Below are 20,198 nucleotides of genomic sequence, written 5' to 3' on the forward strand. Positions count from 1 at the left end.
ATGGACACCGTACGCATCGACAAATGGCTGTGGGCCGCGCGCTTCTTCAAAACCCGTTCCCTGGCGCAGGACGCCGTCGAGACCGGCAAGGTCAAGGTCGGCGGCGAACGCGTGAAACCGTCGCGCGTGCTGCGCCTGGGCGACATGCTGGCCATAGACAACGGCGCCGACGAGTGGGAGGTGCGCGTGTTGGGTATTTCCGACAAGCGCGGCGGCGCCCCCGTGGCGCGCCTGCTGTACCAGGAAAGCGAGGCCAGCATCGCCCGCCGTATTGCGCAGCAAGAAAAACGCAAACTCTTCCACGAACCGGGCGCCGACATCAAAGGCCGCCCCACCAAGCGCGACCGCCGGGAATTGGGCCGCTTCCGCGACGAATAAGGGCGGGATAAGGGGGGGATAAGGGGAATCGCCCCCTTTATTCCTTGCTGCGCCGCACCAATAGTGGTTCGCCTCTAACGAAGCCGTTTGACATTTAACCCCCGCTGGATAATAGTACGAGCGTTCGCAATTCTTTTCACACGAAGAAAATCCAGGTGGGTGAAAATAGAACTCCTGACCTGGATAACAACTTTGAGTGGCAACTATTAATACTTCAATCAAATTTATGCGCAAGGGCGAGCTGACTCGTGCGGCCATTCTGGATATGGCGCTGGAGCTGGCCAGCCGTGACGGGCTGGAAGGCCTGACCATCGGCTTGCTTGCGGACAAGATGAACATGAGCAAGTCGGGCGTGTTTGCCCACTTCGGTTCGCGCGAGGACTTGCAGCTGGAAGTGCTGAAACTGTATCACCACCGTTTCGAGCAGGAAGTGTTCTTCCCCAGCATCAAGGAGCCGCGCGGCTTGCCGCGTTTGCGCGCGATGTTTGCGCGCTGGATCTCGCGCGTGAGCGAGGAGATCGACTCGGGCTGCATCTACATCAGCGGCGCCGTCGAATACGACGACCGCCCCGGCCCGATCCGCGAGGAGCTGGTGAAAATGGTCTCGGCCTGGCAAGGCGCATTGACGCGCTGCGTCGAGCAAGCCATCGCCACCGGCGACCTGAAGCAGGACAGCGACGCGGCGCAACTGGTGTACGAGATGTACGGCCTGATTTTAGCGGTGCATCACGACGCGCGCTTCATGCGCACGCCGGGCAGCGTGGACCGGGCCCGCACAGGCTTCAACCGATTGATTGAAAACTACCGCGCATAGCCTTGGCCGGCGCGGTGGGAAACGACAGAACGCCATAGCCACCGCGGTCCGCCGCGGCGAGCTTTTACTTATCAGTTATACGCCATCAGGAGAAAATCATGGGTCAATACGTCGCACCAATCCGGGATATGCAGTTCGTGCTGCACGAGTTCTTGAAGGTTGAAGAGCAGCTGAAAGAACTGCCGGCCCACGCGGACACCGACGCCGACATCATCAATGCGGTGCTGGAAGAAGGCGCGAAATTTACTTCGGAAGTGCTGTTCCCGCTGAACCACTCGGGCGACCGCGAAGGCTGCACCCATGATCCGGTCAACAAGACCGTGACCACTCCTAAAGGCTTTAAAGAAGCCTACAAGCAGTACGTCGAAGGCGGCTGGGCCGCGCTGGCGTGCGACCCCGAATTCGGCGGCCAGGGCCTGCCGGTCGTGCTGAACAACTCCTTCTACGAGATGCTGAACTCGTCGAACCAGGCTTGGACCATGTACCCCGGCCTGTCGCACGGCGCCTACGAGTGCCTGAAGGAACACGGCACCGACGAACAGAAACGCGTCTACCTGCCTAAGCTGGTGTCGGGCGAATGGACCGGCACCATGTGCCTGACCGAGCCGCACTGCGGCACCGACCTGGGCATGCTGCGCTCGAAGGCCATCCCCGAAGCGGACGGCTCCTGGACCATCACCGGCAACAAGATCTTCATCTCGGCCGGCGAGCACGACATGTCCGACAACATCCTGCACCTGGTGCTGGCCCGCGTGCCGGACGCGCCGGAAGGCTCGAAAGGCATCTCGCTGTTCCTGGTGCCGAAGTTCCTGCCGAAGGAAGACGGCAGCGTCGGCGAACGCAACCCGATCACCTGCGGCGCGATCGAAGAAAAAATGGGCATCCACGGCAATTCGACCTGCCAGATGAACCTGGACGGCGCCAAGGGCTGGATCATCGGCCAGCCGAACAAGGGCCTGAACGCCATGTTCGTGTTCATGAACGCGGCCCGCCTGGGCGTGGGCATGCAGTCGCTGGGCCTGACCGAAATCGCTTACCAGAACGCGCTGACCTACGCCAAGGACCGCATCCAGATGCGCTCCCTGTCGGGCGTGAAGGCGCCGGACAAGCAAGCCGACCCTATCATCGTGCACCCGGACGTGCGCCGCATGCTGCTGACCTGCAAAGCCTACGCCGAAGGCGCGCGCGCCTTCACGTCCTACATCGCGCTGCAGATCGACCGCGAACTGAACCACCCGGACGAAGAAGTGCGCAAGGAAGCGGCCGACGAAGTCGCGCTGCTGACCCCTATCGTCAAGGCCTTCATCACCGACAACGGCTGGATCGCCACCTCGGAAGCGATGCAGGTGTACGGCGGCCACGGCTACATCTCCGAATGGGGCATGGAGCAGTATGTGCGCGACGCGCGCATCAACCTGATCTACGAAGGCACCAACACCATCCAGTCGCTGGACCTGCTGGGCCGCAAGATCCTGATGGACAACGGCGCCAAGCTGCGAAAGTTCGGCGACAAGGTGCGCGCCTTCGTGGAAGAAAACGGCACCGACGAAGCGATGTCCGAGTTCGTCACCCCGCTGGGCGACCTGGGCGACAAGGTCGGCAAGCTGACCATGGAAATCGGCATGAAAGCCTTCCAGAACCAGGACGAAGTGGGCGCGGCCGCCGTGCCCTACCTGCGCGTCGTGGGCCACATGGTGTACAGCTACTTCTTCGCGCAAATGGCGAAGATCGCGCTGGAAAAGCAAGATTCCGGCGACAACTTCTACAAAGCCAAGCTGGCGACCGCGCGCTTCTACTTCGCCCGCCTGCAGCCTGAAACCGCAACGCTGATCCGCCAGGCACGTTCTGGCGCCGCCAGCCTGATGGCGCTCGACGCCGACCTGTTCTAAGAGGATAGAGGACCGATATGACCAATTTCAACGTTAAAAAAGTAGCCGTGCTGGGCGCCGGCGTCATGGGCGCGCAAATCGCCGCCCACTGCGTCAACGCCAAAGTGCCGGTCGTGCTGTTCGACCTGCCGGGCAAGGAGGGGACGCCTAAAAATGGCATCGTCCTGCGCGCCATCGAGAACCTGAAGAAGATGTCGCCGGCGCCGTTCGGCGACAAGGCCGACGCCGAGCTGATCCAGGTTGCCAACTACGAAGACAACCTGGACCTGCTGGCCGGCTGCGACCTGATCATCGAAGCCATCGCCGAGCGCATGGACTGGAAGCACGACCTGTACAAAAAGGTCGCGCCGCACATCGCCGCCAACACCATCTTCGCCTCGAACACCTCGGGCCTGTCGATCAACAAGCTGGCCGAAGGCTTCGACGCCGAACTGAAGGCGCGCTACTGCGGCGTGCACTTCTTCAATCCGCCGCGCTATATGCACCTGGTGGAACTGATCCCGACCGGCGACACCAAGCCGGAGATCCTGGACCAGCTGGAAACCTTCCTGACCTCGACCCTGGGCAAGGGCGTCGTGCGCGCCAAGGACACCCCGAACTTCATCGCCAACCGCGTCGGCGTGTTCGGCATGATGGCCACCATCCACGAAGCCGAAAAATTCGGCCTGTCGGTGGACGTGGTCGACGACCTGACCGGCTCCAAGCTGGGCCGCGCCAGCTCGGGCACCTTCCGCACGGCGGACGTGGTCGGCCTGGACACCATGGGCCATGTGATCAAGACCATGCAGGACTACCTGCCCAACGATCCGTTCGCAGCCATCTACAAGACGCCTGAAGTACTGAGCAAGCTGGTGGAAAAAGGCGCGCTGGGTTCGAAGACCGGCGGCGGCTTCTACAAGAAGGTCGGCAAGGACATCATGCGCCTGGACTTCGCCACCGGCGAATACGTGGCCGGCGGCGCCAAGGCGGCCGACATCATCGCCCGCATCCTGAAGGAAAAGGATCCGGTCAAGAAGATGAAGGCGCTGCGCGAATCGACCAACCCGCAAGGCCAGTTCCTGTGGGCGATCTTCCGCGACGTGTTCCACTACATCGCCGTGCACATGAAGGACATCGCCGACAACGCGCGCGACATCGACTTCGCGCTGCGCTGGGGCTTCGGCTGGAAATCCGGCCCGTTCGAAACCTGGCAGGCCGCCGGCTGGTCGCAGATCGCCGAGTGGGTGAAAGCCGACATCGACGCCGGCCAGGCGCTGTGCGGCGAGCCGCTGCCGGCATGGGTCTTCGAAGGCCAGGTCGCCGAGAAGGGCGTGCACACCGCTGAAGGTTCCTACTCCTCCGCCTCGAACAGCTACGTGCCGCGCTCGACGCTGGGCGTGTACCAGCGCCAGGAATTCCGCGCACAGGTATTCGGCACCGGCGCAGTGGACGGCACCAAGGCCGGCACCACCGTGTTCGAGGACGAATCGGTACGCCTGTGGCACTCCGGCGACGAAGTGCTGGTGCTGTCGCTGAAGACCAAGATGCACGTGATCGGCAAGGGCGTCATCAACGGCATCAAGCTGGGCCTGGCCGAAGCGGGCAAGAACTTCAAGGGCATGGTGATCTGGAGCGCGGACGCGGCCGAAGGCGGCGCCTTCTCGGCCGGCGCCGACCTGCAGGAAGCCATGCCTGCGTTCATGCAGGGCGGCGCCAAGGCGGTCGACCCTATCATCAAGGAACTGCAAGACACCTTCCAGGCCATGAAGTACTCCAACGTGCCGGTCGTGGCTGCGGTGGCGGGCCTGGCGCTGGGCGGCGGCTGCGAAATGATGCTGCACGCATCCAAGCGCGTGGCGTCGATCGAATCCTACATCGGCCTGGTCGAAGTGGGCGTGGGCCTGATCCCTGCCGGCGGCGGCCTGAAGGAAGCGGCAGTACGCGCCTTCAAGGAAGCCAAGGGCAACGACATCCTGCAATTCCTGAAAACCGGCTTCACCAACGCGGCCACCGCGCAAGTGTCGAAATCGGCGCTGGAAGCGAAGGCCATGGGCTACCTGAAGGAAGACGACGTCATCGTCTTCAACGCCTACGAGCTGCTGCACGTGGCCAAGGTGACCGCGCGTTCGATGTTCGACGCCGGCTACCGCGCACCGATCCAGCGCCCGGTGACCGTGACCGGCCGCTACGGCTGGGCCACCATCAAGGGCCAGCTGGTCAACATGCGCGACGGCGGCTTCATCTCGGCGCACGACTTCAAGCTGGGCGACATGATTGCTGAAATCGTGTCCGGCGGCGACATCGACCAGGGCAGCGTGGTGAGCGAGCAGTGGCTGCTGGACATGGAACGCAAGGCCTTCCTGGAACTGCTGAACCATCCGAAATCGCAAGAGCGCATCATGGGCATGCTGCAGACCGGCAAGCCGGTCCGCAACTAAGCCTTTGAGAGCATGTCCATCCTGTCGCTGGCCTTTAAAGTCCTGCTGAAAGTGAAACCGAGCATGGTTTATGACCGTATCAAGCAGCAAATGATGGATACCCTGCCGCTGGTGAAGCTGCTCGGCATCCGCATCGACAGCATAGGCAGCGGCAGCTCCGAGGTGTCCATGCCGGACGACGCCAGGCTGCACAACCACCTCGGCACGCCGCACGCCGGCGCCCTGTTCACGCTGGCCGAAACGGCCTCCGGCGCGGCCATGGCGGGCGGCTTCGCGGAACTGATCGCGGACATGCGGCCGGTGGCCAAGGAATCGCGCATCCAGTACCAGAAGCTGGCCAAGGGCGCCACGCGCGCCAGCGGCCGCGTGCCGGGCGACCTGGCCGCGCTGAAGGCGCAGCTGGCGGCGGACGGCAAGGTGGCGTTCCCGGTCAACGTCGACATCTTCGACGAGCACGGCACGCTGGCGGCGCAAGTGCAGGTGGACTGGTATCTCTCGGCCAAGCGATAAAGACAGCGCTAATCGATCACACAATATTCGAAAGCAGAAAATGAGCAAACAACTTCAAGACGCATACATCGTCGCAGCGACCCGCACCCCGATCGGCAAAGCGCCGCGCGGCATGTTCAACAAGACCCGTCCGGACGACCTGCTGGTCGCCGCCATCCGCGGCGCCATGGCCGCCGTGCCCGGCCTGGACCCGGCGCTGATCGTCGACGCCATCATCGGCTGCTCCTTCCCGGAAGCCGAGCAGGGCTTCAACATCGCCCGTAACTCCGTGGTGCTGGCAGGCTTGCCGAACACCGTGGGCGGCGTCACCGTGAACCGCTACTGCGCCTCGGGCATCACCGCCCTGGCCATGGCGGCCGACCGCATCCGCGTTGGCGAAGCCGACGTGATGATCGCCGGCGGCGTGGAATCGATGTCCATGGTGCCGATGATGGGCCACCACCCGTCGATCAACATGGACACCTTCAAGGACGAGAACGTGGGCCTGGCCTACGGCATGGGCCTGACCGCCGAAAAAGTGGCGCAGCAATGGAAAATCTCGCGCGAAGACCAGGACGCGTTCGGCGTGGAATCGCACCGCAAGGCCATCGCCGCCCAGGAAGCCGGTTTCTTCAAGGACGAAACCACCCCGGTTGAAATCATCACCCGCACCCCTGACCTGCGCACCGGCGAGATCAAGGTCTCCAAGCGCGTGGTCGACAAGGACGAGGGCGCCCGCGCCGACGCGTCCATGGAAACCATGGGCAAGCTGAAGCCGGTCTTCGCCGCCAAGGGCACCGTCACCGCCGCCACGTCGTCGCAGATGTCCGACGGCGCCGGCGCGCTGATCGTCGTTTCCGAAAAAATCCTGCGCGAGCACAACCTGACCCCGCTGGCCAAGTTCTCCTCGTTCGCCGTGCGCGGCGTGCCGCCGGAAATCATGGGCATCGGCCCTAAAGTGGCGATTCCAGCGGCCCTGAAAGCCGCCGGCCTGACCCAGGACCAGCTGGACTGGATCGAATTGAATGAAGCGTTCGCAGCGCAAGCACTGGCTGTGATACGCGACCTGGGACTGGATACCAGCAAGGTCAACCCGATGGGCGGCGCGATCGCCCTGGGCCACCCGCTGGGCGCCACGGGCGCTATCCGCGCCGCCACCGTGGTGCACGCGCTGCGCCGCAACAACCTCAAATACGGCATGGTCACCATGTGCGTAGGCGCAGGCATGGGCGCAGCCGGTATTATCGAACGCGTATAAGCATCGCTGATATCGAATTGAAGGCGCCGTGGCACAACCCCGGCGCCTTTTTTCACATTCTACGGAGACATAAGACATGGATATTCTGAGCAGCAAGGCCAACGGCATCCTCACCATCGAATTCAACCGCCTGGAGCGCAAGAACGCCATCACCACCGTGATGTACCAAGCCATGGCCGACGCCATCAACGACGCCGAGCAGGACGCCTCCGTGCGCGCCATCCTGATCACCGGCAAGCCGGAGATCTTCACCGCCGGCAACGACCTGGACGACTTCCTGAAGACGTCCAAGCCGGCTGAAGGGGCGGTGTTTACCGACCGTCCGGTGTTCCAGTTCATGCGCGCGCTGAGCGGCGCGAGCAAGCCGGTGGTGGCGGCGGTGTCCGGCGCGGCGATCGGCATCGGCACCACGCTATTGATGCACTGCGACCTGGTGTACGCGGCCGACACGGCCAAGTTTTCTGTGCCGTTCGCGCAGCTCGGCCTGTGCCCGGAATTCGGCTCCAGCGTGCTGCTGCCGCAAATCGCCGGCCACGCGCGCGCGGCCGAGAAGCTGATGCTGGGCGAGCCCTTCCTGGCGCAGGAAGCCTACGACATGGGTCTGGTCTCCAAGGTGCTGCCGGCAGCCGAGGTATTGGCCTACGCGCAGGGCCAGGCCGCCAAGCTGGCCGCCATGCCCGCCACATCGATCCGCAACACCAAGCGCCTGATGAAATCCGGCCGCGCCACCGAGCTGCAAGCGGTGATCCAGACCGAAGGCCTGCTGTTCGGCGAAATGCTGCTGGCGCCGGAAGCCAAGGAAGCCTTCACCGCCTTCTTCGAGAAGCGCAAGCCGGACTTCAGCAAGTTCAATTGATCCTGCTTATTGATCCTGCTTATTGATCCTGCTGTGCCGCGCCGGTTCAGCGCGGCAGCAGGCGGGGCGCGACCTTGCCGGTCTGCCCCATATTGAAGAGCGCGACCCGGGCCGATTCAAAGCGCTCGATCGCTTCCGCATCCGCCACTGAAGGCATGGTGGTGTCTTCGCCTTGATCGAGCGCGCGCAAGGCCGCGTCCACCATATCGTCGGTCTTCATGACGGACTCCGGCGCCAGCGCCGACAAGGGGATGCCGGAGTTGTCCCACACCTCGGTGGCGGTGGCTGCCGGCAGCACGACCTGCACCTTCACGCCGGTATCGGCGAGCTCCTGCTGCAGTCCGCGGCTGAACGCCAGCACGAAGGCCTTGGTGCCGCTGTAGACCGAACTGACCGGCAGCGTGTGCAGGGCCAGGGCCGAGGCGATGTTGATGATCAAGCCGTCGTTGCGCGACTTCATGCCAGGCAAGGCCGCATGCGTCAGACGCGTCAGCGCCGTGATGTTGAGCGCGATCTGGGACAGCGAGTCCTGCAAAGGGCCGCCGGCGATGGGTGCCAGGCGCGCGATGCCGGCATTGTTGACCAGCACGCCGACCGCCGGATTGCTGGACAGGACATGCTCGACGCTGGCCTGGCCGGCCTCCGTCGCCAGGTCCGCGATCAGCGTCTCGACCCGCACGCCGTGCGCCGTTGAAATCGTGCTTGCCAGCGCTTGCAGCCGCTCGCCGCGGCGCGCCACCAGCAGCAGATCGTAGCCACGCTTGGCCAGGCGGTCTGCATACACCGCGCCTATTCCAGACGACGCGCCGGTTACCACTGCAAGCTTGCGAGAAGAAGTAGACATCGTTAGTTCCTTGTAAGAGTGTTGTACTGCGCATTTAATATGACGTTCATCATATTTTTATGTCAAAGAAAAGCTGCAGGTCTATCAAGTCTAAGCTTTTCAAAACATGACGGTCATCATATACCTAATTTCGGCAACGTGCCGGGAGCTGAGAAATCGCGCCGCCCGCAGACCTCGTAGACCCGGCCCTTCAGTTGAGGCCGGGGACGTCATCGTCCCCGGTCAATGCGCCAGCGCCTGCCTGGACGCGCTGGACGTCTTCAAGCAGTTCCCCAATACCAAACTGATCGGCGCGCCCAGTTCGGCGGATGCGACCTATATGGAAGTGCGGTTGGAAGAGCTTCCGTCCGGCCTGGCGGTAGTCGTCGTGCCCACCAAGTTGTACGTCAACCGGCCGCGCGGCAATGGCGAGGGCTACCAGCCCGATATCCAGGTGCAGGATGTCGCATGGAGCACCGCCGCGTTCCGCCGCGTGGTGGAGCGGGACCTGGAGCAAGCCCGCTAGGGACGCCGATTCAATTCAGCTCATAGCGCGCGCGGATGGCGGCCAGGGTGCCGTTTTGCTCCAGGCGCGTGATGGCGGCGTTGATGCGGGTCAGGTCCGCCTTGCTGGTGCTGGCGGCATTCAGCATCAGGTGGGCCGGTGCGCGGAAGGGCACCCAGGGCAGGGCCGTCATTGCCACGCCCTGCCGCCTGGCTTCGTAGCGTAGCGCGGCGATGTCGCCCATGATCAGGCTGGCCCGGCCGGCCTGGAGCATGCGCATGCCCTGTTCGTAGCTGCTGAAGGGGCTGCGCTGGCCGCGTTTGTCCAGCTCCGGCTGCGCCTTCGCATAGCTGTCGCCATACCAGCCGCCGCGCGGCGTCAGCAGCGTGAGGCGCTGCTTGAGCAGGGCGTCGAATCCGTCTACGCCGCGATACTGCGCAGCGTGGTCGGGCATGCTGAACATCCCCACGGTCTCGTTGCGGTAGGGCAGGCTGAAGCGGGCGAAGCCGCGCCGTTCCGGGGTGTCCGACGCACCCAGCGTCAAGTCGATCCGGCCCATCCTGAATTCCATTTGCCGCCGCAGCGATGGCAGGGCCGTTTCCACCTGCAAGGTGCAGCCGGCCTCTTTCATGATGGCTTGCACCAGGTCGTAGTCCAGGCCGGACAGGCCGCCATGTTCGTTGATGACGATGTAGGGCGGCCACGGTTCCGGCGCCAATTTGAGATTGCAGGCCATGCCGGGCGTACCTAGCGTGAAAAATGCCGCTGCCAGCAAAATCGTGGGTCCGCTCATGTAGGATGCCGCTAGCTGAAAAGCACCAATGTGACAGAACGGACCGCAATGTCAAGCGCGCGGCAGTGCTTTGCCGGTTGCCTTTGCTTACAGTCGCCAACCCGGAAGACACAGCGCCGGCGGTTGGCTTGTCTATAATCGCCGGATCGGCGAACAAGAACAGGCAAGGGGAGCGGGATGGCGGTCAATCAATCGGTGTTTGTGGAGCTGGATTTTTTCCTGCTGATCGTGCTGTCGCTGCTGCTGCCGGCGGCGATCTACGGCTACATGATGTGGAAGCGGGCACTGTCGCGCCTGGCCGTGTTCGGCTTTGGCATCAGCCTGCTGGTGCTGGCCGGCGTGAACCTCGTCGTATTGCGCCGCCTGGCCGACCTGGCGGCGCATACGCCGTCGCTGCTGGACGACCAGTTTTTCACCTCCGGCATCTCGCTCGCACTCTACCTGTTCCCGGCGCTGTTCGCCGGCGTCGGCATCAACATCATTTCGCATCTGCTAGTCACGCACCTGGACGAGGCCGAGCGCCGATACCGCGCGGAGCATGGCGAACGCTGAACCGGCGGGCCTCAGTCCAGCCTTCCCAGTCCAGCCCTCCCAGTCCAGCCCTCCCAGTCCAGCCCTTTTACGGCCGGGTCAGCGCCCACTGCTGGTTGCTGCCGTTGTTTTGCGTGTACTGGATGATTTGCGCGTTTTCCGCTGTGCTCTTGTTCGCCACATCCATCACCATCCCGCTCAGCAGGTTCTTGACGACGTAGTAGCCGCTGGCGGGGCTGGACACGCTCCAGTGCTGCCCGCTGCCGGCCCAGTAGCCCCACTGCGCGACGTTGGTGCCGGCCGTCGTCGAATTGCCGTAGTTGTCCAGGCTGAGCAGGCTGTTGGCGTTGATGAAGCTGTACTGGCCGTCGCCGTGGCCCACCGCGTACCACTGCTGGTGCTTGGCGCCGGTGTAGGTCTGCTGCTGCACCAGGCCGCCGTTCGCGGTGGACGCGCCCGCCACCGACAGCGCTTTGCCGCTCAGGCGCGAGGTCATCACGTAGCGCCCGTCGCTTAAGCCGCCGCAGCCGTTGAAGTCGGTGAAATTGCGCGTCATCACGGGCCAGCCGGCGCTGTAGGTCAGGCGCAGGATGTCGAGCTTGGCGTTGCCGCCGTCGTTCAGGTCGTAGTAGTGGATGGAGGCGAAGTTGCAGCCGTCCTGTTTCAGCACGCCGACATGGCCCGGGCCTTTGTATTTGCCGTCCACATTGGGCAGGATGGTGCGCGTGCCGGTGTAGGGACCGGTCACGCTGGTGGCGCGCTGCACCTGCACATAGTAGGTGCTGTCGGCGCCCTTGCAGCAGGCGCCCCGGTTCACGTACAGGTAGTAGTAGCCGCCTTCGCGCACGATGTAGGGCGCTTCCATGTCCAGGTGGTTGCCGCCGAGGAGGGGCGTGACGTTGCCGGCCAGCTTGCCGGTGGCCTGGTTGATTTCGGCCACGCCGACGCCGCCGAAGAAGGAGCCGTAGGACATGTAGACCTTGCCGTCGTGGTCGCGGAACAGGGCCGGGTCGATGGCGTTGATCTCGGCGGCGCCGCCGAACGATTCGACTACGATGCCCAGGTCCGTCCAGCTGGGGTTTTTCAGCGAGGCAGAACGCGCCACGCCGATCGCCGACTGCGAGGTGCCGAAGGTCGACACCGAGTAGTACAGGTAGTAGTAGCCGTTCATGTGGATCACGTCCGGCGCCCAGAACGAGCCGCTGAAGTTGGGCACCTTGTTGGCGATCCAGGCGGGATAGGTGCTGAACACCGGCGCGGGTCCGCCCGACCAGGTCACCATGTCGGTGGATTTCGAATACCAGATGCCGGTGCCGGTGGTGAAATTGAACCAGGTGTCGCCGTCCTTGGTGAGGGTGCCCGGGTCATGCGCGTTCTGCAGGCCGGCCAGGTTGATGGCGTGGGAAGTGTGGGACGCGAGGGCGCACAGCGCCAGGCATAGGGATGCCAGCAGCTTTTTCAAAATTGGTCTCCTTGATATTATATTGTGGGTGCAGCGGCACCAGCTTAGGCTGGCCCGGTGCGCGGCACCAATCACATTTTTCCGGCCATTGATACCCGCTTCGGTATCGACGGCATGGAGACCGGATTGCGTTTATTCGTGATCGGCGTAGCGCGCCGCGATCGAGCGGAACTCGTCCACGATCGCGATGAAGGCGTCGAAGACGTCGGGATCGAAATGCTTGCCGCGTCCCTCGGTCATCAGGGCGAGCGCCTCGTCATGGCTGAAGGCGGGCTTGTAGACCCGTTTCGAAATCAGGGCGTCATAGACGTCGGCCACGGCCATCAGCCGCGCCGAAGCCGGGATGGCGTCGCCGGCCAAGCCCTGCGGGTAGCCTGAGCCGTCCCACTTTTCGTGGTGGCCGTAGGCGATCTCGCGGGCGAAAGTCAGGAAGCCATTGCTGTTGCCCAGGTAATCCTCCACCGCCTTGACGGCGTCGCGGCCGTAGTCCGCGTGCTGCTTCATGATCTTGAATTCGGCCTCGTCGAGCTTGCCCGGCTTGAGCAGGATGCGGTCGGGCACGCCCACCTTGCCGATGTCGTGCAGCGGCGCCGACTTGTACAGCAATTCGATGTTGGCTGGCGTCAGCAGCGCGCTGAAACGCGGGTGGTCCTTGAGCGCGCCGGCCAGCGCGGCCACGTAGTGCTGCGTGCGGCGGATGTGGTTGCCGGTTTCATTGTCGCGCGTTTCGGCCAGGCTGGCCATGGCGTGGATGGTCGCGTCGCTCATCTGTACCACTTCGCGGGTGCGCGCCTGAACCTGTTCCTCCAGCCACGCGTTTTGCCGCTGCAGCATGGTGCGGGCGCGCGTTACCATCAATTCCTTTTCCACGCGCACCAGCAAGATGGGCGGCGAAATCGGTTTCGTGATGTAGTCGACCGCACCCGCGGCGATGCCGCGCTGTTCGTCCTCGATTTCGCTCTTGGCGGTCAGGAAGATGACCGGGACGCCCGCCGATGCCGGGTCGGCCTTCATGCGCTCGAGCACCTGGTAGCCGTCCATGTCGGGCATCATCACGTCCAGCAGCACCAGGTCGGGCAGCGGCGCCGTCGCCAGCGCGCGCAGGGCTTTTTCGCCGCTGTTGGCCAGGCGGATTTTGTACCGCTCCTTGAGCAGGTCATGGATCAGCGTCAGGTTGGTGGCGGTGTCGTCCACCACCAAGATGGTCGGCATTTCCAGCCCGTTCATTTCGTCACGCATAGTCCACTCCAGTTATAAAACGATGGCATGTTTTTCGGACGCCGACGACAGCGCGGCATAGGCGCCGTCGAAGTCGAAATCGTCCAGGCAGCGTTCGATTGCCGCACCCTCCAGCAGGCCGAAGGTGGCCTTGAATTCGGCGGCGCAGGCCGCGTAGCTTGTCAGCGCCTCGCCGTCCATATTGCGCATCAGTTCGGCCAGCCGTTGCAGGTCGGCGTGCCAGTCGCCCGGCGCGCGGGCCGCCACGCTGGCCGGCGCGCCCGCTTCTTCCGGCAGCGCCGCCGCGATGCCGGCGCAGACTTGCTCCAGCGCCTGCCGCAGCGCCGCCAGCCGGTCCGCCGCCTGTTCCACCGTCGGCCGGCCTTGCATTGCCGTTTCCAGTTCGCCGGCCAGTTGCTGCACCAGCCCGGCGCCCAGGCTGCCGGCTACGCCGCGCAGCGTGTGCGCGTGGCGTTCCGCCGCCGCGTAGTCCTGCTGGCGCAACGCGGCCGCTATGCTGTCGGCGGCGCCGCCTTGCTGCCTGGGGAAGGCGCGCAGCAGCTTGGCCAGCAAGGCGGTGTTGCCATTGACACCGGCACGCGCCTGGTCGAGATTCACGCCGGGCAGGGAGGCCGGCAGCACGGACGCGGAGGCCGCCGGGGTGGCGTGGCGCGGGCTCAGTCTATCTCCCAGATAGTGCGTCAGCAGCCGGTACAGCTCGGCCGGAATCAGGGGTTTGCTGATGTGGGCCGTGAAGCCTTCCTCGCGGCAGCGCTGCTGTTCCTCGCGCATCGCGTTGGCGGTCATGGCGACGATGGGAAGCGCATCGAAGTCCGCATTGCGGCGCATGCGCAAAGTCGCCTCGTGGCCGTCCATCTCCGGCATTTGCAGGTCCATGAAGACCAGCTGGTAATGCAGCGGGCCGACTTCCTGCAAGCGTTCGACCGCCTCGCGCCCGTTGTAGGCCACGTCGACGCCGATGCCGCATGCGGCCAGCAATTCGACGGCGATCTGCTGGTTGATTTCATTGTCCTCGGTCAGCAGGATGCGCACGCCGCTGAACGCCGGGATGCGGTCTTGCGCGCGGCCCGGCGCGGGATGGTGCAGGTCGGGCGCGAACAGCCGCAGCAGCGCATCGGCCATGCCGGCGCGGCTGACCGGCTTGACCAGGAAGGTGCCGATGCCCGCGTTTTCTGCCGCGCTGCGCACGTCGTCCCGGCCGAAGCTGCTCACCATGGCTACCTGCGGCGGCGAGGGGATCTGGGCGGCCACTTGCGCGGCGAAGGCGATGCCGTCCAGCCCTGGCATCTGCCAGTCGGTCAGCATCAAGTCGAAACGCATCTCCCGCAGGCGCTGCATGGCCTCGTCGGGGCCGGCCACCGCCTCGGCAGTGAGCTGAAGGCTGGCCAGCGTCGCCAGCAGGACCTCGCGGGCGGTGGCGTTGTCGTCCACCACCAGCACGCGCAAGCCGTGCAGCGCCGCCGGCAGGGCGGTGCGCGGCGCCAGCGCCTGCCGGGCGCGCTCCAGCCACAGCGTGAAGTGGAAGCGGCTGCCTTCGCCGGCGGTGCTCTCGACCCGGATCTGGCCGCCCATCAGCGCCACCAGGTTCTGGGAAATGCTCAAACCCAGGCCGGTGCCGCCGAATTTTCGCGTGGTCGAACCGTCGGCCTGGGTGAAGGCCTGGAACAGCTTGGCGACCTGCTCGGGCGTCATGCCGATGCCGGTGTCGCGCACGCTGAATTCCAGGCGCACCCGGTCCGGCAGTTCCTCGAGCAGGCGCAGCGTCAGGTCGACCTGGCCCTTGGCCGTGAACTTGAGGGCGTTGTTGATCAGATTGATCAAGACCTGGCCCAGCCGCAGGGCGTCGCCGCGCAGGCCGCGCGGCACGGTGGCCGGCACGTCGAAGTTGAACTCCAGCCCCTTGTCGCTGGCCCGGCCGCCGGTGATGGCGGCCACGTGGTCCAGGGTGTCGTCCAGGTCGAAATCGGCCAGGTCGATGTCGAGCTTGCCCGCCTCGATCTTCGAGAAATCGAGGATGTCGTTGATGATGCCCAGCAGCGAATTGCCGGCGTTGTGGATCTTTTGCACATAGTCGCGCTGCTTGGGCGCCAGCTCGGTGGCCAGCGCCAGGTGCGACAGGCCGATCACCGCGTTCATCGGGGTGCGGATCTCATGGCTCATATTGGCCAGGAACATGGACTTGGCCTGGGTCGCCTCCTCCGCCTTGCTGCGCGCCGCCTGCGCCTCCATGCGCTGGCGCTCGGCCTCCTCCTTCTGCTGCGTCACCTCGATCGTGCGGGCCGCCACCTCCAGTTCCAGCGCGGCGCGCTGCGCCGCCAGGCGGCCGATGCGCCAGCGGTAACAGCCGTACAGCGTGCCCAGCACCAGCAGCGCCAGCGCGCTGCGGCACCACCAGGTCTGGTACCAGGCCGGCAGCACGTCGATCGCCATCGCCAGCGGCTGTTCGCTCCATACGCCCTTGCGGTTGCTGCCGCGCAGCAGCAAGCGATAGCGGCCGGGCGCCAGGTTGGTGTAGGTGGCCACGCGGCGCGTGGCATCGGTCTCTATCCAGTCCCGGTCGTAGCCCTCCAGCCGGTAGGCGTAGCGGTTCTGCTCGGGCGCGGAGTAATCGAGCGCCGCGAATTCGACCGTGAAGCTGTTGGCGTCCGGCTCGATGGTCAGCGGCGCGGCGCCGGCCCCGTTGAAATGGCTGGCCACCACCGGCTTGCCGGCGACGCGCACCGCCGTCACCACCACCGGCGGCTGATAGCGCCAGGGCTGGTAGCGTTCCGGGCGCAGGACGGTCAAGCCGCCGACGCCGCCGAACAGGAGTTCCCCTTGGGCCGTGACGGTGCCTGAATTGGCCCAGTAGCCGCCGCTCATGGCCCCGTCGGCGCGCTTAAGGATGTCCAGCACGGTAAATTTTTCGGCATCGATGATGGCGATGCCGTCATCCGTGCTGGCCCAGATGCGCCCTTGGGCGTCTTGCAAAATCGTGTTGACCGTCGGCAGGCCCTGGGCCGATCCGATGCGGTGGAAACGCGGCTTGCCGTCGGCCGAACGCCCTTCCATGATATCGAGGCCGGCGGAGTGCCCCACCCACAGGCGGCCGCGGTGGTCGGTATGCAGCGACTGGATGTAGCCGCCGGCCAATGCCGAGGGGGCGGCCAGATTGGCCGGAATGTGCTCTAGAAGGGCGCCGCTGGCCATATCCAGGCGATACACCCCGGTTGTCGCGCCGACCCAGAGTGAACGGTCGGGCCCCGCCGACAAGGACATGATGAGGTGGTCCGCGGGCAGTTCCGGGAAGTGCCGCGTGTTGCCGGCGTTGCCACGCGCATCGAGATCGGTAGCGTACAAGCCGTTGGCCCGGGTGCCTATCCACACCGTGTCGCCTGCCATGGCCAGTGCCCGCACGTTGGCACCGTCGGGCATGCCCGGCACGACCAGGCGCGCGAAACTCTTGCCTTCCGCATCGCTTCGGTACAGTTTGCCGCGCTCCATGCCGATGAGCACTTGGCCGTTCGGGCGCGCCGCCATCGCCAGCACCGAGGACTGCTCCTGACCTGCGGGGCTCGGGAGCAGCCCAGCCACGGAGGCGCCCAGCGGGTCGATCCGGCTGACACCGTTGCGTATCAGGCCCAGCCAGATATGCCCGCGCGCATCTTCCTGGACGAAGGTGACATCGGGGTCGGCGATGCGTCCCGGCCGGCCAGGCTCGGCTTGCACCGCCATGGCGTAGAGGTCGGGAATATAGCGGCTCAGTCCGCTCTGGCTGCCGATCCAGGTCGAGCCGGCGCGGTCTTTGAACTGCGCGCGCACGGCGTCGTTCAACAGGCTGTCCGGCGCCGAAGGGTTGTTGCGGATACGCCGCACGACCGATGTCGCGGTATCGATCGCGACGATGCCGTTGGGATGGGATACCAGCCATATCTCGCCCGGGCGCGGCTCGCTGATGCTGATCACTTTTTGCAACTCCAGTGCCGCTCCACTCCCGCCAGCCTGGGAAGCCGGCTGCAATACGGGCTTGACCACGCCGCTGGCCGGTTCCAGCACAAAAGCACCATGTCTGTCTGTGCCTATCCAGAGCCGGCCGTCGCTGGCGGCGAACACGCTCGTGACCGTCGGCACGTCGGACTTGGCGGTCGGCAAGAGCACGGTGGTGAAGGTCTTGCTGGCGCCGTTCCAGCGCGCCAGGCCCTGCTGTGTTCCCAACCAGAGCGTGCCTGCGGCGTCGCGGCGCAGGGCGTAAACCTGGTTCGACGGCAGGCTGCCGGCGGTTCGCGCCTCATGCCGGTAATGGGTGACCACGCCCCGGCCCGGTTCCAGCCCCTGGGCCATGTGATCCAGCCCGCCTGCCGTCGCGATCCACAGGCCGCCGGCGCCGTCGTCGGCGATGCTGAGGACGGTGCCCAGCGTCAGGCCGGCCGTCAGCGCGTTGTAGACGGTGAAATTATCCCGCTCGCGCTCATAGCGCGCCAAGCCGCCGTTCGCCAGGCCGACCCACAGGCGCCCCTTGCCGTCGGTGTGCAGGAATTGCACCACGTTGTCGGGCAATGCATGCGCATCATTGCCCGCCATATACATGTGGAAACGGTAGCCGTCCCAGCGCGCCAGGCCGGCCTGCGTTCCCACCCACAGGAAGCTGTCGCCATCCTGGGCGATGGCCGTCACCGGCGACGGCGGCAGCCCGTGTTGCACCGAAATGTTTTGAAACGCGGGCGAGGTCAATTGCGACCAGCGCTCCGGCTGCGGGGCGGCGGCGTGGGCGCCCAGGCTGGTCCATGCCAGCAGCGCAGCCGCGCCCAGACGGATCAGGTGATATCGCGCGCGCGCGGCGCGCCGGCCGGCCGGCCTCGGATTGGATGACAATGTGAGGCGCATGGGCAAGGGCGGGAGGAAAGTAGGTATGGTCGACAGTATACTTCCTTATTGGAAGCATATTTTTCCAATATGTAATTAATTCCTGTGGCTAATTGCCAACAAGAACAGCGGCTGCGGAGTGCCGCCGTAGCGATGGCATAGAATGGGGCAGACCCAGCAAGGAGACGCCTCGCATGACGCAGTCCACAACTTCGCAGCCGGCAGCAGCGCTGCCCGGAACCCACGTCCATCATCTGCGGCAGGTGCTGCTCTGGCCATTGCGCCTGATGCCCGCTCCCGGCGCCGACCAGACCCACCAGCGCCCCTGGGAAATCCTGCGCGTCATGGGCGAGGCCACGCCGTGGCGCGAGATCGTCGACGAATTCAACGGCGATTCCGCCAATTTCCACGAACGCCACTACAACGAGTTCGTCACCTTTCTGCCCTATGTGCAGCGCTTCCTGTACGGCGAGGCGCGCAGCGCGCGGCGCGAAACCGGCGGCGCCGGCATGCGCGTGTTCCGCCGCCACGACGTGGCCAAGGTGCGCGTGGCGGCGTACGCGGGCGACACGCCCATCACGCTGTCCATCGTCCATACCGACCTGTATTTTTTCTTCGATGTGGACGTGGTGATGCTGAACCTGGAGTTCAGCGCGGACAACCTGGCGCTGGCCGAGGCGGAGGAACTGCTGTACCGCTTCGGGCGCGGCTATCCGGCCGGCTGGGACAGCGCGGGCCAGGCGCTGCACTGCATGCACAGCGTGGAGTGGCTGGATGCGCAGGGCAATGTGCTGTCGCGCTCCGACGCCCAGCAGCGCGACGCCTTCCTGTCCCATGTCGCCGAAAAGCGCGCGCCGCGCATCGCCGCGCACTGGCAGTTCATGCTGCAGCCGCTGGTGTACGACCTGAGCGACGACGCCGGTCCGCTGCGCTACCGCCAGATCGAGTACTACCGCATGCCGGTGATGGCCTACCTCGCGGTGGAAGACCCGCGCTCGTTGACGCGGGAAGACTTCATCCGCCTGGGACTGGTGACGGGCACGGGTTCCAGCCTGGGCACGCTGCCCTATGCCGAGCGGCACCTGGACGACTTCGAAAAGCAGGTTTGCTACGACCGCTTCTGGGGCGGCGCCGGCGCCGCGCCGGACACGCGCTACCTGTGCAGCGGCCTGTCGCTGGTCGTGGTCGGCACTGCCGCGTCGGACTTCTTCTGCTGCCGCGACCGGGGCGTGCTGGCGCAGTTCCGCCACCAGCATTTCCTGCTGTTCCTGATCGCCCACCTGCAGAAATCGTCGCTGCTGATGTTTTCGGACCGCCTGGCCGAGGCGCTGAACTGCCTGAACGTGGTGGACGCGAACAGCGTGCGCCGTTTCAAGCGCCGCATCCGCTCCTCGTTCGAGGGCTTCTTGCGCTTCACGCACCGCTACTGGTTCAAGGACATTTCCGAGCAGGCGCTGGTGCGGGCCCTGTTCGAGATGTCGTCCTGCCAGCTGGGGCTGGAGCGCCTGCACGCCGAGGTGAAAGTGCGGGTCGAAGACATGAACGGCTACCTGGAGGCGGACAGCCTGCGGCGCCAGGCTAACACCGTGGTGCGGCTGACGGTGGTCACCATCTTCGGCCTGATCGGCACGGTGACCACAGGCTTCCTCGGCATGAACCTGCTGGCCGAATCGGACGCGCCGATGAGCCGGCGGCTGTGGATCTTCGCCGCCGTGTTCTGCATCACCACCGTGCTGACCGCCTACACCATGATCAAGTCCAAGCGCCTGTCGGACTTCCTCGACGTGCTGTCCGACGAGCGCCTGCCGCTGTGGACGAAGATGAAGGCGCTGGTCGGGGTGTGGAGGGCGGAGCAGAATTGACGGGTGGCCTGCGGGGCGACGGTTCTGGTAAGGTGCTGTT

The 20,198-nt window shown here is 65.0% G+C and carries 15 protein-coding genes; 10 read left to right on the forward strand and 5 right to left on the reverse strand.

Features of this window, described 5'->3' with window-relative positions:
* The 7 genes from ACSQ8Y_RS27200 to ACSQ8Y_RS27230 all read left to right on the forward strand — a co-directional run bounded on the left by ACSQ8Y_RS27200 (position 1) and on the right by ACSQ8Y_RS27230 (position 8,101).
* The gene (locus ACSQ8Y_RS27200; RefSeq protein WP_436269498.1) at positions 1–378 is read left to right on the forward strand and encodes an RNA-binding S4 domain-containing protein; all 378 of its coding nucleotides are present in this window, start codon (positions 1–3) and stop codon (positions 376–378) included.
* A gap of 226 nt (positions 379–604) precedes the next feature.
* Positions 605–1,192, forward strand: a complete 588-nt coding sequence (locus ACSQ8Y_RS27205; RefSeq protein ID WP_436269499.1) for a TetR/AcrR family transcriptional regulator — start codon at positions 605–607, stop codon at positions 1,190–1,192.
* Positions 1,193–1,290: 98 nt separating this feature from the next.
* Positions 1,291–3,081: an acyl-CoA dehydrogenase C-terminal domain-containing protein gene (locus ACSQ8Y_RS27210; RefSeq protein WP_436269500.1), complete on the forward strand. Its 1,791-nt coding sequence runs from the start codon at positions 1,291–1,293 to the stop codon at positions 3,079–3,081.
* A gap of 17 nt (positions 3,082–3,098) precedes the next feature.
* The gene (locus ACSQ8Y_RS27215) at positions 3,099–5,498 is read left to right on the forward strand and encodes a 3-hydroxyacyl-CoA dehydrogenase/enoyl-CoA hydratase family protein (RefSeq protein WP_436269501.1); all 2,400 of its coding nucleotides are present in this window, start codon (positions 3,099–3,101) and stop codon (positions 5,496–5,498) included.
* Positions 5,499–5,510: 12 nt separating this feature from the next.
* Positions 5,511–6,008 carry a PaaI family thioesterase gene (locus tag ACSQ8Y_RS27220; RefSeq protein WP_436269502.1) on the forward strand — a complete coding sequence of 166 codons (498 nt, stop codon included), beginning with the start codon at positions 5,511–5,513 and terminating at the stop codon, positions 6,006–6,008.
* Between the two features lie 40 nt (positions 6,009–6,048).
* The gene (locus ACSQ8Y_RS27225; RefSeq protein ID WP_436269503.1) at positions 6,049–7,245 is read left to right on the forward strand and encodes an acetyl-CoA C-acyltransferase; all 1,197 of its coding nucleotides are present in this window, start codon (positions 6,049–6,051) and stop codon (positions 7,243–7,245) included.
* A gap of 76 nt (positions 7,246–7,321) precedes the next feature.
* Complete coding sequence (locus ACSQ8Y_RS27230; RefSeq protein WP_436269504.1) at positions 7,322–8,101, forward strand: enoyl-CoA hydratase; 780 nt, start codon at positions 7,322–7,324, stop codon at positions 8,099–8,101.
* 46 nt (positions 8,102–8,147) lie between these two features.
* On the opposite strand, the gene ACSQ8Y_RS27235 is transcribed toward ACSQ8Y_RS27230, so the two are convergent.
* Complete coding sequence (locus ACSQ8Y_RS27235) at positions 8,148–8,945, reverse strand: SDR family NAD(P)-dependent oxidoreductase (RefSeq protein ID WP_436269505.1); 798 nt, start codon at positions 8,943–8,945, stop codon at positions 8,148–8,150.
* A 319-nt stretch (positions 8,946–9,264) separates the two neighbouring features.
* On the opposite strand from ACSQ8Y_RS27235, the gene ACSQ8Y_RS27240 reads away from it, so the two are divergent.
* A complete protein-coding gene (locus tag ACSQ8Y_RS27240) occupies positions 9,265–9,450 on the forward strand; it encodes a hypothetical protein (RefSeq protein ID WP_436269506.1) in 186 nt (61 codons plus the stop codon).
* A 10-nt stretch (positions 9,451–9,460) separates the two neighbouring features.
* Here ACSQ8Y_RS27240 and ACSQ8Y_RS27245 read toward each other — a convergent pair whose 3' ends face one another.
* A complete protein-coding gene (locus ACSQ8Y_RS27245) occupies positions 9,461–10,222 on the reverse strand; it encodes a substrate-binding periplasmic protein (RefSeq protein WP_436269507.1) in 762 nt (253 codons plus the stop codon).
* Positions 10,223–10,399: 177 nt separating this feature from the next.
* Here ACSQ8Y_RS27245 and ACSQ8Y_RS27250 point away from each other — a divergent pair, with 177 nt between their 5' ends.
* Positions 10,400–10,774: a hypothetical protein gene (locus ACSQ8Y_RS27250; protein WP_436269508.1), complete on the forward strand. Its 375-nt coding sequence runs from the start codon at positions 10,400–10,402 to the stop codon at positions 10,772–10,774.
* A 67-nt stretch (positions 10,775–10,841) separates the two neighbouring features.
* Here ACSQ8Y_RS27250 and ACSQ8Y_RS27255 read toward each other — a convergent pair whose 3' ends face one another.
* From ACSQ8Y_RS27255 to ACSQ8Y_RS27265, 3 genes are all read right to left on the reverse strand, one after another.
* A complete protein-coding gene (locus ACSQ8Y_RS27255) occupies positions 10,842–12,215 on the reverse strand; it encodes a family 43 glycosylhydrolase (RefSeq protein WP_436269509.1) in 1,374 nt (457 codons plus the stop codon).
* Positions 12,216–12,347: 132 nt separating this feature from the next.
* Entirely contained in the window at positions 12,348–13,454 is a 1,107-nt protein-coding gene (locus ACSQ8Y_RS27260) for an HD-GYP domain-containing protein (protein WP_436269510.1), read from the reverse strand.
* Positions 13,455–13,466: 12 nt separating this feature from the next.
* The gene (locus ACSQ8Y_RS27265; protein ID WP_436269511.1) at positions 13,467–18,317 is read right to left on the reverse strand and encodes a response regulator; all 4,851 of its coding nucleotides are present in this window, start codon (positions 18,315–18,317) and stop codon (positions 13,467–13,469) included.
* A gap of 173 nt (positions 18,318–18,490) precedes the next feature.
* Between ACSQ8Y_RS27265 and ACSQ8Y_RS27270 the strand changes: the two genes are divergently transcribed.
* Complete coding sequence (locus tag ACSQ8Y_RS27270) at positions 18,491–20,158, forward strand: hypothetical protein (RefSeq protein ID WP_436269512.1); 1,668 nt, start codon at positions 18,491–18,493, stop codon at positions 20,156–20,158.
* Positions 20,159–20,198 lie beyond the last annotated feature (40 nt).

It is taken from the genome of Pseudoduganella sp. LjRoot289, assembly GCF_964252925.1.
Classification (GTDB): Bacteria; Pseudomonadota; Gammaproteobacteria; order Burkholderiales; family Burkholderiaceae_D; genus Rugamonas.